Annotated in this window: 13 protein-coding genes; 3 read left to right on the top strand and 10 right to left on the bottom strand. The window is 48.0% G+C overall.

Features of this window, described 5'->3' with window-relative positions; all coding sequences use genetic code 11:
• Positions 1-2: 2 nt before the first annotated feature.
• The 8 genes from rplI to OXH39_13315 form a co-directional block, all read right to left on the bottom strand.
• Entirely contained in the window at positions 3-449 is a 447-nt protein-coding gene (gene rplI, locus OXH39_13350) for a 50S ribosomal protein L9 (protein ID MCY3551440.1), read from the bottom strand.
• A 66-nt stretch (positions 450-515) separates the two neighbouring features.
• Positions 516-716, bottom strand: coding sequence for a 30S ribosomal protein S18 (gene rpsR / locus OXH39_13345; protein MCY3551439.1), 201 nt, complete (start codon positions 714-716; stop codon positions 516-518).
• Between the two features lie 145 nt (positions 717-861).
• Entirely contained in the window at positions 862-1,332 is a 471-nt protein-coding gene (locus OXH39_13340) for a single-stranded DNA-binding protein (protein MCY3551438.1), read from the bottom strand.
• An 83-nt stretch (positions 1,333-1,415) separates the two neighbouring features.
• A complete protein-coding gene (gene rpsF, locus OXH39_13335) occupies positions 1,416-1,886 on the bottom strand; it encodes a 30S ribosomal protein S6 (protein ID MCY3551437.1) in 471 nt (156 codons plus the stop codon).
• A gap of 281 nt (positions 1,887-2,167) precedes the next feature.
• Positions 2,168-3,028, bottom strand: coding sequence for a methyltransferase domain-containing protein (locus OXH39_13330; protein ID MCY3551436.1), 861 nt, complete (start codon positions 3,026-3,028; stop codon positions 2,168-2,170).
• A gap of 13 nt (positions 3,029-3,041) precedes the next feature.
• Positions 3,042-3,878, bottom strand: coding sequence for a class I SAM-dependent methyltransferase (locus tag OXH39_13325; GenBank protein ID MCY3551435.1), 837 nt, complete (start codon positions 3,876-3,878; stop codon positions 3,042-3,044).
• Between the two features lie 207 nt (positions 3,879-4,085).
• On the bottom strand, positions 4,086-6,797 hold the full coding sequence (locus OXH39_13320; GenBank protein MCY3551434.1) for a TonB-dependent receptor: 2,712 nt from the start codon (positions 6,795-6,797) through the stop codon (positions 4,086-4,088).
• 135 nt (positions 6,798-6,932) lie between these two features.
• Positions 6,933-9,626: a TonB-dependent receptor gene (locus OXH39_13315; protein MCY3551433.1), complete on the bottom strand. Its 2,694-nt coding sequence runs from the start codon at positions 9,624-9,626 to the stop codon at positions 6,933-6,935.
• 525 nt (positions 9,627-10,151) lie between these two features.
• Here OXH39_13315 and OXH39_13310 point away from each other — a divergent pair.
• On the top strand, positions 10,152-11,381 hold the full coding sequence (locus OXH39_13310; protein ID MCY3551432.1) for a hypothetical protein: 1,230 nt from the start codon (positions 10,152-10,154) through the stop codon (positions 11,379-11,381).
• Between the two features lie 322 nt (positions 11,382-11,703).
• Here OXH39_13310 and OXH39_13305 read toward each other — a convergent pair whose 3' ends face one another.
• Both OXH39_13305 and OXH39_13300 read right to left on the bottom strand, forming a co-directional pair.
• Positions 11,704-12,474 (bottom strand): nitroreductase family protein, encoded by a 771-nt coding sequence (locus tag OXH39_13305; protein MCY3551431.1) that lies wholly within the window; start codon positions 12,472-12,474, stop codon positions 11,704-11,706.
• 255 nt (positions 12,475-12,729) lie between these two features.
• Positions 12,730-13,863, bottom strand: a complete 1,134-nt coding sequence (locus tag OXH39_13300; protein ID MCY3551430.1) for a PfkB family carbohydrate kinase — start codon at positions 13,861-13,863, stop codon at positions 12,730-12,732.
• Positions 13,864-14,184: 321 nt separating this feature from the next.
• Between OXH39_13300 and OXH39_13295 the strand changes: the two genes are divergently transcribed.
• Positions 14,185-14,427, top strand: a complete 243-nt coding sequence (locus OXH39_13295) for a hypothetical protein (GenBank protein ID MCY3551429.1) — start codon at positions 14,185-14,187, stop codon at positions 14,425-14,427.
• 253 nt (positions 14,428-14,680) lie between these two features.
• Positions 14,681-15,485: fibronectin type III domain-containing protein (locus OXH39_13290; protein ID MCY3551428.1), on the top strand; the 805-nt coding region annotated here is incomplete at its 3' end.

The following is a 15,485-nucleotide window of genomic DNA, read 5'->3' as shown; positions in this document are numbered from 1 at the left end:
AATTATTCTTCACGTTCAACAACAACACGGAGTTCAACAATAACATCCGTATGCAACCTGACGGGCACCATAAACACACCGAGTTCACGAATCGGTTCTACAAGTTCAAAGAATCGGCGTTCCAAGTCGAAGCCCTGAGCCCGTACAACCTCAGCAATATCCATAGAGGTAACAGAACCAAAAAGCCGGTCGTTTTCGCCGGCACGCCGACTCAGTGTGCATGTAACACCAGCCATCTGCGCAGCGATTTCCTGCGCGTGCTCTTTATCTTTCGCTTCCTGGTGGTCAATTACTCGTTTCTCATGCTCAAGGTGGCGACGATTCCGTTCCGTTGCATGCACCGCCAGCTGCATCGGGATCAGGTAGTTGCGTGCATAGCCATCTGCGACCTTCAATACATCGCCCGGTGCCCCGAGCCCTTCCACACTTTTCTTTAGAATCACTTCCATAATTGAAAACCTAAACTATTTTTTGTAGGGCAACCGGTTCTATTATGCCTGAAACCCCACTTTTATCTATCGTGTAAATGGCAAGAGTGCCATATTGCGTGCGCGCTTCACTGCACGCGTCACCATTCGCTGTTGTTTCGCCGATAGTCCCGTAACCCGGCGACTCACAATTTTGCCACGTTCATTAATAAATTTTCGCAGCATATCTACATCTTTGTAGTCGAAAGACTCAATTTTGTTGTAGCGCTGCCTGCGACGGAATGCCATATCAATTCAGTTCCTTTTTTTAGTATAGCCGTCAGTGGTCAGCAATCAGCAATCAGCAAAGATCGCGTCGTCAACGCGGTCTTTGCTGATAGAGAACCGATGGTTAATAGACTGATGCCTGATCGCCGACGGCTGATAGCCATATTTAAAACGGGATGTCGTCTTCCGTTGCGGAAGGTGTGCTGCTCGGTGCAGGTGCAGGCGCATCTTCATAAGGCGCGGACTGTGTTGGTGCCGCTGCAGGTTGAGCATCCGCGTAACCACCGCCCATCTCATCTTCATCGCGTCGCCCAACAAATTGGAACCGTTGCAGGCGGACTTTAAGTCGGTTCCGCTTAGTGCCATCCTCGGCTTCCCACGAATCGTATTTGAGGGAACCTTCAACCAAAATCGGTCTGCCTTTACTGAAATATTCACCTACAATCTCAGCTTGTCTACCCCATGCTTCTACGTCAACAAAACAGGCGGACTCTTTCTTTTCACCAGTCTGCTGATCCGTGTAACTTTCATTCATAGCCAACCCAAAATTCGCGACAGCTGTCCCGCTCGGCAGGAATTTTACTTCAGGGTCGCGAGTCAGATTTCCCATCAAGATGACCTTGTTGTAACTTGCCATGGTTTCTCCTCTTCATCTGTAGGCTCGGACCTTTGGAGGTTGCCTACAAGCCAAAAACTCGCTTAAATTTAGATGACGCTTATTTAGGCAGATTCTGTTGCATCTTCAGCCGCTGCATCATCATCTGTTGTCTCTTCAGTTGCTGTATCATCACCCGATGTCGAATCTTCACTCGGTGTTGATTCTTGATCCGATGTGGGTTTCTCATCTGACGTCGATTCCTTATCCTCGCCTGTCTCGCCGGTGAGTTCCGCTTTCAACTTCTCAATATCATCCTCATATTGGACGACCATATAGCGCAAAATCGCTTCAATGACATGCAAGGATTGGTTCAGTTCCGCGACAAAACTCGTTTCGCACTCAAAAATATAGAGCACATAATAGCCTTCACTCCGTTTCCGGATTGGATAGGCGAGTCGCTTCTTGCCCCACGGATCAACTTTCAGGAGGGTACCCCCGTTTTCAATAATGCCCTTCACTTGATTCGTAAGAGCCTCTGCTTCGTTTTCATCGTGGTCAGGCGTGATGATAAGCAGGAGTTCGTAAGGTTTCAAATTTCGTGCCTCTCTTCGGACTAATGGCTCCACTGCCACTACAATAAAAGCAGGGAGCAGAGATTAATTAAGTGAACCCCATCTGACGCACGCGCACCAAAAGCGCGATTATAGGTTAGATGGAATTATGTTAAGTTAATTTTATGTAATAAATTATACCACATTTCAATCCGCATATCAACCCAAAATTACATTTTTTATCCTTTTCAGTTTATCAACCATCGGTTGTTATCATCAGAAATTGTCGCACCAAGGATGCGACTTCACCATCCTCAGTTAATTCAGGTTGAGCGTACTGCATACGCAGTTATATGTAGCGGTAAGAAAAACGGACGTTTCGATGCGAGTACCTCCTGCCGAAGACGTGCAGCTAACGTATTGACATCTACCTGATCGACTGTCGCAAGTCCGTACTTCTCTAAAAGCGGAAGGAGACTTTGGAAAATAGTCGCCATATATCGGTAGCCTGCCCATGTTTTAGCGGCACCGATTGGAGACTCAAGATGCATCGTTGGTGGTGGCAAACCTGCGTCAACAAAAGCACGATAAAGACCGATTCCCATGTCAAGATGTGCTCCTGAATGTTCAAACACGTCCAAGATCCACCTAACAAGTTGGTTCATGAGAGGCGTGTCCGGATGCGAGAGTGCTGGGTAAAGCGTGTATTCGGGCTCCTGAAACGCGACGATACCACGCGGATTCAAATGCGTTACGAGTTTGGCAAAAGCTTTTCCTGGATCCGCCATATACATCAACACAAATCGCCCGACAATAGCGTCAAATTTATCCCCAAAATCAAGCGTTCGCGCATCACCAGCAATAAATTCAACGTTCCGCATACCTGCTTCGGTTGCGCGGTGGCGTGCGGTTTTTAGAATTACCGAATTGACATCTACACCGACAACCTGTCCCTCTTGCCCAACGAGCTCAGCAAGCATGAGTGCGACATCACCGGCACCACTACCGATTTCCAGCACCCGCATTCCTTTCGTTATACCGGCTCGTCTGCAGAGACGTTGCGTTGAGTCCCCATAGATTCTTGACTGCTCAATGAGACGATCCGTTTCGTGGGAGGTGCGCCCTAACGTATAGGTAGCATCGCTATTTGACGCGGGCAAGTTCTTCGCCTGATCTTTCGCCATACATCGATCCCTTTTACGTCGGTAGGGAGGCATACGCTGTGATGTGCGGCGGCAACAGGAGCGGTCGTTTTGAGGTCGTGACTTCCGCTTGAATCCGATCTGCAAGTGTGTCGATATCTATCTCTTCACTTGTCGCAATGCCATACGCCTCCATAAGCGGAACGAGGCTCCGAAAACTGTTGGCGAGATACTCAAACCCGGGCCAGCCCTCAGGACCGCCCATCGGAGCCTCAAAGTGTAAGGTAGGCTCAGGCAGACCCGCATCAACGAATACCCGATAAAGTTCCATTCCCATGTTGAGATGTGCCCCTGAACGTTCAAACACTGTGAGCCCCCATTCAACCAACTGATTTATCAAAGGTGTATCCGGATGTATAACCGTCCGGTAGAGCGCGAGTTCAGTATCCTGAAAGGCGACAATTCCGCCGGGGCGAAGACGAGTGCTCAACGTTTTAAGTGCCTCTGCTGGGTCTGACATATACAACAGGACAAGTCTACCGACGATGGCATCAAAGTCGTCTGGAAATTCAAGCGTTCGGGCATCACCGGCAATGAATTCAACGTTTGAAAAACCTGCTGCATCGGCTCGTTCTTGTGCTGTTTTGAGAACATCAGGGTTGACATCTACACCAACGACCTTTCCTTCCTGACCAACAAATTCAGCGAGCGTGAGTGCCACATCACCGGCACCACTACCGACATCAAGTACTTTCATCCCTTTAGCGATACCGCTTCTGAGGAAAAAGCGGCGTGTCACATCGTCATAAAGCTGCGATTGCTCGATCAAGCGTTGTGTCTCTTCCTCACTGCGGCCCATTGTATATTCTGCATCTCTGGACTGATTGCTCATTTCAATTACCTCGCTTTACAAAAATATAAAAAATAGTATAAAGACTTCTCTTCACCTTGAGAAACGGTCTTAAACCGCTTCCCAACACAAAATATAAACTGTATAATTCCTACAGAACTCACGCAGCTCCGTTGCTGGCGAGGTTTGAAACCTCGCCAGCGGCATGTGGAATGTCCCTAATTATCAGAAAATTGCGTAAGTCCTATCCTAAAAACTATAACCAACTTTAGTATACCAGAACGCACCGCCAAACCCATACGGACTATACTCACCGAAGGGTCTACCAACGATTCTGGCAGGAAACTCTTTAATATCAAAGGGTACGTCAGGCCCCTCTGCCTCAGTAATATTATCCGGTTCAACATTGAGAACATTATTCACGCCAATTGTGATGCCTAAGTTTTCAACGATTGCGTAACTGACTTCAAGGTCCACCAAAAACGCCTCACTGTAGGTTTGCGCGCCTACCGCATTCTCGTACCAAGGACCGTAATAATTCACTCTGCCCAATACCCCCAAACTGTTGCCGATAGCTTGGGTCAAGGTCACATTTCCACGATGCCGTGGTATCCCTTCCTGTATTAGGTTGATACGGACTTCGTTGAGAATATCTGGATTGTGCTTAGTTACCTCTGTTTCGGTATAGTTGTAAGCAACACTCAGCGTACCGTCCAATATGGGTGCCGTGAGAATCACATCAATCCCTTGGGTGCTCGTCTCAAATTCATTGGTAAAGAATCGGAATTCCTGTAAATTTCCTGCACTCGTGATACCTTCAGCGACAAGCTGCTGGATTTGTGCTTCGGTAATATCTGTGCCACGGTTGAAGTCCCGTGAAGGTGCCAGCCGGTCTTCTACTTTGATGTTGAAATAGTCGATCGTGATACTCGCAATAGCGTGACTGACCACCGTGCCAACCGTGAAATTCTTCGACTTTTCCGGTTCAAGTGCCTTACCACCTACCAAACGTGCGGCACCATGTGTGGAAGGAATCGTCCCCTTATTGACTAACGTATTGTTCTCACCGAACTCCGTTGTGACGTTAAAGGCATTCTGCTGTCCCGGTGTGGGCGCTCTGAAACCGGTGCTGTAACCACCGCGTACCCTCAGATCAACACCCGGATCAACCGAAAGCAGTGATTTGAGCGTGTCGGCAATGCCATAGTTCGTCGCGATTTTGTAGTTGACTGTGCTACCAAAATCGTCAAAGTACTCACCACGGACAGCGGCATTAACCGTCCAGAAGTCAAGAGGTCTCAACTCACTTTCCAAATAACCAGCGAAATTAGAACGGGTCCAACTCCCTGCGGCAATATCACTGAAGCCGGGGAACCCATTCGATCCTGAACTAAACCCTTGACTCGCCAACGGACCGATCTCCCAAGACTCAACCTGTCCCTGCACAATCTCAAACGTTTCTGTTCGATATTCCAGCCCGGAAGCGAGGAACACCATATCGTGCAATGGATAGGTCAGATCAAGGTTAATGTTCGTATCTGCTTGGATATAATCACCCGGATCAAATTCAGTCGGTGTGTCGGGTCCAAGTGAGGCATTGACTGTATTTCTGATAAAGAAATCGGAGGCGTGCCGTCCATAGGAAGCACTCAAATCCCACCCTAAGTCGTCCGCGATTGTTCCCTTCAGACCAACGAGGAGCGAAGCATCTTGGGTATCAGCACCGAAGCGAGGGGTAAACCCACCCGGAAAGAGTTCTTGGAATGTGAAAAGATTCGGGTCACTGGATACCTGTTGTAAGGCAACCGGATCAGGAACGTTGTTGTTTATAGGAATATCGTCAGCATCGTGAGGCGACGGTTCAGGGAACGCCTCCCCGGCTTCCACTGCTGCCACATTTTGGGTTTCCCACTCCGCCTTTCGGGTTTCCCACTCCGCCATTTCCGCTGTTAAACCTCGTAAATTTCCGACAAGCAGCGTCCCACCATCATCATTACTAAACACAGCACCTCGGGTATTGGGATTTCGGAAGTAGAAACCGCCTTCAACCTCCTTCTGTGCGTAGTTCGCATGACCGTAGAACTTAATGTCATCGGTGATGCCCGCACCGTAGTTCGCAAAAAGCTTGATGTCGTTTCTAATAATCGGGTGTCCCCACGGTTGCGCCGGGTCAGCGACATCCGTATTCCCAGCACTGATAAGGGCAGCGGCATCATCCCGTTGGACTGAGCGGTCTGTCTCATTCATGCCACCGTATTCTAAACTCAGATTCGTCCAGAGATCTTCCCGCCCCAAACCGATATTCCCAGCGAGAGCGTAGGTAAGACCGTCACCCGCTTGGAAAATACCCGGTTTGATTTCAAAAGATCCGCCTTCATAACTGTCTTTGAGCTGCAGGTTCATGACACCCGCGATCGCATCCGAACCGTATTGCGCCGAGGCACCATCTCGTAGTACCTCCACCTGTTTCAGTGCGATGGAAGGGATAGGAGAAAGATCAGCACCTTGCGCACCATCGGACAATCCATTTCCGAGCCAAGCAATTACGGAGGCACGGTGGCGGCGTTTACCATTAACCAATAACAACGTGTGATCTGGTGCCAACCCGCGCAGATTCGCTGGGCGGACGACAGTAGCCGCATCAGCGATGGGCTGCGCATTAACGTTATAAGAGGGGACTAAGTTTCTCAACAGGTCCGGCAAATCCGTGCTTCCCTGTTTGACGAAATCATCACTCGGTAAAACATCGATTGGGACAGCAGATTCAAGAACCGAGCGCGGTTCCGCACGCGTCCCGACTACAACGACACCCTCAAGCGTTATGACCTCCTGTTCAGAGGCTGCATCGCTTGATTCCATTTCAGTTTCCTGTGCTACCGCTATAGATGCCAAACTTATAAAAATAACTAAAACACCATGCATCAGAAGCAGTAACGTTTTAAAAGCAAGTGCGACTTTCATAAATGAATCTCCTTCATTATTTTTGAAAAGACACCCTTATCTAAAACAGAATTATAAATTTAATACAAATGGAATAGGCGCGGTTAAAAACCGCGCCTTTTGCGAAAAGCATATAGCACTTTTCAGGAAATAGGTTTAGAAACTGTATCCGACTTTAGCATACCAGTACGCCCCATCAAAACCGAACGGACTGAACTGCCCATATTTGTTGCCGACAGAATCGGCACCATTCGGATTTTCATCGGGAAAGGTATTAAGGATATTTCTTCCACCGAGCGTGAGCGTCAATCCGGCCCCCACGGTGTAAGAGGTTTCTAAGTCGAAAATAACCCTTCCAGTGTATTCTCCAGTCCCTTCCACATCTGGATTCTGTAAGAAATCTTCAGAATCAAACCAACCGCTGAAATAACTGGCGCGCCCGAGCACCCCCCACGCATCCGTTATGGATTGCGCAACAGTCAGGGTGCCGCGGTGTGCGGGTAAATTCTCTTGCAGTTCCCTGATTCGATGATCGTCCAGTGTGTCCGGATTGTGATCGGTAACTGTGGTGTTCGTGAAGTTATACACGGCGATGAGGTTTCCGTTGGGTATTGGTGCTGTAACAACAAAGTCAATACCGTTGGTTGTGGTACTGAAGTCGTTGATAAAGAACTGGAATGTTTCCAGATTCGCTGCACTGGTTACACCTGCGGTGATGAGCTGCGCCTTCTGCGCGTCAGTCAATGCAAAGTGTTGGGACACCGATAACCGATTTTTCAGCCGAATATCAAAAAAGTCCACCGTGAAATTTACGCCCAAAATATCAACGGTAAATCCACCTGTGAAGTTATTTGATGTTTCTGGGTCAAGCGAGTTATCTTCCTTGCCTGTCACGACATCAACAGCCGGGTTGGTGGAAGGAATTGTTCCTTTATTAACGAGGTCACCCTTCTCAAAATCGTATTCAGTGGTAATGTTGAACGTATTTTGCTGTCCGGGTGTCGGCGCGCGGAACCCGGTACTATAACTTCCCCGCAACCGCATTGTTTCCGTAACCTTGTAGTTTACAGCGGCTTTGTAGTTCAGGGTGCTACCGAAAAGCTCAAATTGTTCACCACGCACAGCAAGCGCGATCAGGAGCGGATCAATCGGTCTGATTTCACTTTCCAGATACATCGCAACGTTGGAACGGTACCACTTGCCTGCTGCAACCGGGCTGAACCCCGAAAATCCATTGGATGCGGCAGTGAAGCCTTGCGCTGCGAGGGGCCCGATCTGATGCGACTCGCGTTCGCCCTCTATGATTTCAAATCCTTCGTCCCGATATTCCAAACCCGAAGCGAGGAACACCATGTCGCTGAGCGGATAGGTTACATCAAAGTTGAGGTTATAATCCGTCTGGATATAGTCACCCGGATCAAAATATGTCGGTGTATCTGGACCGAGCGAAGCATTAACAGTGTTGAAGATAAAGAAATCAGCATGGTTGCGTCCGAAAGAGCCGCTCAGATCCCATGTTAAGTCCTTACCCAACGTGTCTCTGAGCGCGGTGCCTTTAACGCCAACGACCACGGAACTATCCCACATGAATGCACCGAATCTGGGTGTGAATCCGCCTGGGAACATCTCTTGGAAATTGAATAGATTCGGGTCATTCTTGACGGCTTGCAACCGTTCGGGGTCAGGAACGTCGTTGACTATCGGGATATCGTCAGCGTCGTGAGGTGAGAGTTCGGTGAACTCCTCTCCAGCAGCTTCCGCTGCCGCCTTGCGGGTTTCCCAATCCGCCATCTCGGCTGACAAACCCCGCAGATCTCCGACGAGCAACGTACCATCCTTCCCGCTTGGGCTAAACACGCCATTGCGAGTGTTTGGGTTTCGGAAATAGAACCCACCTTCAACCCGCTTGCGGGCGTAGTTGGCATGCCCATAGAACTCGATGGTATCTGTGAGGGTAGCGCCGTAGTTGGCAAACAATTTGACATCATTCTCTATAATCGGCTGTCCCCAAATTTGCGCCGGGTCTTTCACACTAAAATTGCCTGCGTTAATCAACCTTATGGCATCATTACGTTGGACAGACCGGATGGTCGGATCTGCACCCCCGTATTCAAAACTGAGACTACTCCACGCGTCTGGATTCCCTAAACCGATGTTACCAGCGAGCGCAAATTGCCGACCGTCGCCGTATTGGTAGATACCGGGTTTAAATTCAAACGAACCGCCTTCGTAGTTGTCTTTCAATTGAAAATTCATCACGCCAGCAATAGCGTCCGACCCATATTGCGCGGATGCGCCATCACGGAGGACCTCTACCTGTTGCAGTGCAATTGCAGGAATAGGTGCAAGGTCAGGTCCCTGTGAGCCATCAGACAGACCATTTCCGAGCCAGTGAATCACTGCCGCACGGTGTCGCCGCTTGCCATTGACGAGCACCAGTGTATGGTCTGGGGCGAGTCCCCGTAAATTCGCCGGACGCACCACTGTTGACGCATCGCTAATCGGCTGTGTATTGACGTTATATGATGGAACCAAAGTTCTCAGCAGGTCCGGTAGATCCGCGCCACCCTGCTTTTCAAAGGCTTCGTTTGACACAATATCGATCGGTACTGCCGAATCCAAAACGGAGCGCGGTTGCGCACGGCTACCCACGACAACAAGACTTTCAAGCCTCACGGGAGCATCCGCTTCGGATGCTTCTTCAGTCGTTTCCGCCTCGTTCGTAGCTTCTACTTCTTCCGGCTCTTCGGAGTGTTCATCTGCTATAACCGTCGCAAACGCGCACATCAAAACGCCTATAAAAATAGTGAGCGCGAAAACAATCGGTTTAATGTATTTACTGTAATACATACAATCTTCCCCTTTAATAATTTTGATGTGAAGGTCAGACCTTGAAAACTGCTATATAACCTAAATAAACTTTCTATACGCCTACCGCCCTACTGGGTTTCGGGTGTGGTATCTTTTCATCTTTCGTGTCGCAGCCCGTAAACAGTGCATGCGATGAAAGTGAAACCTATGATGAAGGCAAAACCTTATTGGAAATAACAATTTAAATCGCATGGAAAACATGAAGCACAGTCAATAACCCACGCTTCCACTTCTATAATTATACCCGATGGTATGTGATTAAGCAAGGTTATGTGCATAATTAATCAAATTATGGCAAATTTATGCACCTATAATGGCAAGTTATCATGCTTCACGCTAAGACCCGACCCTTTAGGTGAACCCTTGGGTTATCACTTATTACACTATTAAGGTTGACAATAAATTTGGGTTGATGTATACTTAATAATATACGGAATTTGACGTTGCGCCCTATTTGGAATTAAAGTTCATCAAATAATTACATTGACCCCAAAAAACATTATCATGGCAAAGAAAAAGGGCCGCCGCTCCATAAATGTGGCACGGAAGCGTGAAAAACGAAATCGCGACCGGAAATCCAGACAAAAACAACTCGCTGTTGAAAAACAACGCAGACAGCTTTACGAAAAATCGGAAGAAGAGCATTTACACGCTTGTATCTCACAGAGCCAGCAACTTCTCGACGAACCGGAACTTGAAGGCGTACTTTTCGATTTTGAACTCACGTACAAATGGGTGACGAAATCACTCAGCGATCATCAAGTAGACAGAACAGACGCACCTACAGATGAATCAGCGGCGCTTCTTGAACCTACCGAAGATTCCACCCATTTAACAAACGCAATATACGAAACGGTAGCAAACACAGATCGACTAAACACATTGCCTGAAGCGGAACGCGCATGCGAACATTTTCAGTTAGAAGTGCTTCCACATCTCGTTACACCGGACTTCATGCGACGATTAGAGCAAGCACTTACGGCATGTGAAACGCGTCTCAAACTGACAGGCGACCGAGAACTTGCAGAGGTGGCTTCTGTTACTCGATCGCTCTTTGAGAAAGCCCCACCGGAAATACTGGCGTTTCATCCGATGATTCAAACTATTGGTATTGAAACGCTGCGCGTCCTGGTGGAAGAACCGGACATTATTGATAATCCTGAGGAGGTCAAAGAAATCCTTTCAGATGTTCTGGAGTACGAAGATTCCGAAGGGCATCAATCTCAACCGGTTTCCGTATTTTCAGATGCTGGAAAAAACTTGGAACACCGCGAGGTAGAGGCTCCGAAACCCGTCCTATCTGAATTGGCTTCTTCACACGCAGATGAGGGAGGACCAGAAAGCATTGATATGGAACAGATGTCAACCGCTCCTGTGGAGGATCCAGCACCACCCGCTGCAGCGGTAGAAATACCACCGGTGTCCCTTGATGAACTTCCTGCTCGGGCACTTTATAAAAATTTTAACGGCTTAAAAATAAAAGAGCACTTTAAGGGACAGAGAGATGACACGCCTGCAGAAGAAAGCCTGACGCACTACGCTTTAGTGAACGAAAACGAAAAACAGGTCGAATTTGTTGATGTAGAGAACGAACGTTACATTACGGTTACCGAAGAGCGACTGCAGTTACACGCACGCTCAGAAGCAGAACTTACTATTGCAATGGCAGAGGTAGAAGCGCGATGCACATCGGCAGTCATGTACCTCGCCAAAACGATCGAAGAAAGGGGGTAAAATTATGCCACGGAGTAAAAGCGGACAGGTCCGACGTCGGACACAAATCCGCCAACGCCAGCAACGGCGACTGAAAAGACAGAAAGCGGCATTGAAAGAATCGTTACAGAATCGCGGTGCATAATATACCAAATTTATAGTAAAACCGGAAAATAACAGGGCACTTTGGAAAACACAAAACACCTCTCCTTCGCTGGCGAGGTTTGTAACCTCGCCCTCCCATAATGTCAATTGTGCTGGCGAGGTTTGTAACCTCGCCCTCCCATAATGTCTAATTAATTGTAGGTTTTACTATTAGATGGCGGCGGGTTGCTGTGCCCGCCTACACTACCTTTTCAAAGTGCACAAACTCTGACGGTTTTAAGCGGACAGAGTTCCCACCACTCTCCTCCATATATCCCATCCTGAGTAGTGTAATCACCTCATGAGAGGTTGGAATATCGAAAAGTTGGCGGATATGCTCACGATCCGCTGCGCGTTCGAGCGGCGGACTCACAAACTGCACACCGATGTCCAAAGCAGTTGCAGCAAGGAGCACATTCTGAATTAACATCCCCATGCTCAGCCACATCCACCGCGTTCCGCCTTCACCGGGTGGATACCTTTTACAATTCATTGTCACCAATATAAGGAGCGGTGCCTCACGAACCTGTGTGGCAATTTCTTTGGCAGGTATTTTACCCGCGCCTAAATGCCCCAAAAGCGTGAAAGATTTCGCATTTTTTAATAGGCTTTGCAACAACTTTTCTGGCGCGTCCTGAAGTGGTTTCGGTAGCGTGACGTGTTCTTCGAGCAGAACGCCGTCGCCGTGTTCCTGCCATTCCGCCGCTGTCAGACGCATCCACCGGCTGTTGTCATCCAAGAATTTTGCATCCTTGAACTGGTCAACGACAGACTGCTCTGTGACATCGGCGAGTGCTATTTTGCCCTCCGCTTCTTGAATGAGCAGCAGTTCCCAAGGTTGGACATTGAACGGTGAGGGTGTCCACCGCGCGGCTTCAATAAGTTTCTCAAGGTCAGCAGCATCTATCGCACGTTTCTGAAATGTTGCGCGGTGGCTTCGACGCTGTGTTATCGCATCAAAAATATTCATAAGCAATATTATAACCCAAGTTGCTACTAACAAATTCTGAACGTTCCAACGAGGGGTTCAGGTATTTTCCCCACCCCAGATGAACTTTAATAAAATATTTGGGTAATTCTATGTTCCCCCAGACCCGGTAGGTGCGGTTTGGAACCGCACCGGGCATCGGAAAAAATTACCCGATTAAATTCTTAATCTTCATGAACCGCATCGGACTGACCCAATAAACTACCCCTCTGCCAATCTTCCAATGGATATGGAAATTTAATATTCAAACTTGCTTAGATTCTCACAATCCCGATGACATTGTAGGATTTCCGCGGGTGCAGCAGTGCCAGTCGTACCGATTTTAGTGACAGTAATTGAAGCCACCAAATTCCCAATATACGCGGCATCAATAGCGGCATCAACACCAAGACTACAGAGCGTCGCGACAAGTCCTGCCGAAACACTGTCTCCTGCCCCAACAGGATCGGTCTCATCATCAATTGGGATGCCCGGAATGTGGGTGAACTCCCCCTTACAGTAGACAAGAATGCCGTTCTCACCGAGAGTAACGTACACCGTATTTTGTGTCCGCTCCGCGAGTACAATCGCGCACTGCTCCGCTTCCGCCATGTCAACCTCCTGCCCGCTCCACTCCGGTTTCACAGCACGCTTCGCCTCGAACCGATTTGGTTTAATAATCACATTTCGGTACGCGCCAATCCGCGTGCGGGAGTCCGCGAAAAAGACCTTTTCAGGAAACGCCACTGCCAACTCACATAACTTTTCTCTCACTCGGTTGGTAACAACCCCCAAGTTCTCAATCGGCATCTGATCGCCGACAATTATACCGTCAACGAGTGGGATACAGTTCTGCAGAGCATCAATAACGGCAATTTCAACCGTCTCTTGCATTGCGGATTGGTTCTCAATATCAAATCGCGGTCCCTCTGTTTCCACATCTTCATAGCCACGGTGAATCGGTTTGAGATAGGTAGGTGTCACCCAATTTGGTACCTGTACCATAAAATCCGCCAAGCATCCATTCGCCTGTAGACAATTGAGCAGCGTCCCCCCAAATCCATCTTCCCCAATGACCCCTAATGTATAAACCGTTCCGACACCCAATGCTTTCAGGTTATTTGTGACGGTGCCTGCAGCACCCGGACTATAGCGTTGCTCCACAACCGGATTCGTATGCCACGGCGTTTCCAACGATAGTGTTGAACGGGTCTTATCTACGTACCAGTAGGCATCAAGATAAAAATCCCCAATAACAAGGATACGTTGGTCGTGAAATTGATTGAGAATTGTTTTTAGGCGCGCTTCGCTAATCAAGATGCCCTCCGATGCCTCAAATACACTGTAATGTGGATAACTATTATACCACATCCGTTCTTTTTCCAGTAACACCAAATTCGCCTAAGTGAATAATCAGGGCATTTCGCTTTCTCTTTTGTAGCGTCCCCTGTTAGGTTGTGCACCATACACGCACAGAAAACCAAATGAAGATTAAGAATTTAATCGGGTAATTCTGTGACGTGTGATAACAAGTGGATCGGTTCGTAGTCGTGCGATTCATCGCACGTTGCGTGGTTTCCACAATTACCCAATTTATTTGTTAAACCTCATACGGTTTCCTATACTACAAGCCTCTCTGCGTGCTGATCGCCAGGAATTGGTATTGAAAATGAGTTTCCAAACTATGAAACTAAACAGCTCTTGTAGGTTGGGTTGAACGGCGTTGAGAAGGTGGATGGTGGTGTTTCAAACACACTTCAAATCCAAGAGGCTGCCCTATACGCTCAAGAACATAGTGAAACCCAACTTCATACCGTCAGAGTTGCAGCATTCACAACAAAAGCGTTGGGTTTCACTCGGTCTCTGGTTGATGCGGCGTGTCTGGCAGAAAGTTCGTTTTTCTATGATTTTTACAGTTTTGGTGGCATCCGTTCAACCCAACCTACAAGAAATTAGCAAAAGTCGCGTCCATCGCAAAATGTTAGATAAAGTCATTATTATTTTGTTATTTATATCAAAAAATATGACCGAATCCAACACTCGCATAAACCCTTATAATAATTGACTTTATCGCACTTTTTAAGTTGATTAATACCGAAATTTATGATACCATATACATTAACAAATGTGAAAATATAAAACTTCTGATTTTTTTGCATGACACACCCAAACACCGATTCGATTCTAAAAACAACAAGGAGATTTAAAAATGAAACGATTTATACCTTTACTCATCCTCATGAGCCTATGGATCACTGAAGCCATTGCTCAAACTCTCACACCTCCTACAAATGTTACAGCAATAGCAGGGGACCGCCAAATTAAGCTGACGTGGGGACCGCCCAGTAATGACACCTTTACGTCTTATGGCGTTTCTCCTCTTTTGGGTCACACAATTGCCCTTCTCAAATCAAGTACATCTTATGTGATAAAAGGTGTCTCGCCCCCATCTCTTTCTGAAGGTCTTGTCAATGGAAATCAATATAACGTTAGGGTCGCAGCTGTATATCCGGCGCCCGACGGTCCGCCGCCGCAAGTTATACCCCGCATATACGCCGACACCATACCCGTAACGCCCATGATCCCTGCGCCTACAGATCTCACTGCCACCTTCGGTGAACCAACGACAGGGGATAGGACAGCGACACTGCGCTGGACAGCACCAGACCCATCATCTTTATTCGCTCCTGTCACCGGTTACCAATACAGTCAAGATGGTGGTTCTACTTGGACACCTACAGGTAGCACCAGCACGCTCCATACTGTAACTGGATTGAAAAATGGCATTCAATATGCTTTCAGGGTCAGGGCTGTGCGGGGCACTGAAGTCCCAGGACGCGCTGCCCAGACGGGAAGCGTAACACCCGAACCACCACCACCACCGACAACGAACCGGATTATATATCAATGCCCTGTCGGCTGGCAGAGAACCGACAGGTTTGGCGGACCCACACAGCGTGTGCTGCTCTATGAAATCAAGCTACAAATGGATTTACACAACCGAATCTCTATCT

It is taken from the genome of Candidatus Poribacteria bacterium, from assembly GCA_026702755.1.
Lineage (GTDB): Bacteria > Poribacteria > WGA-4E > WGA-4E > WGA-3G > WGA-3G.
This window is presented reverse-complemented; position numbering and strand designations above follow the sequence as displayed.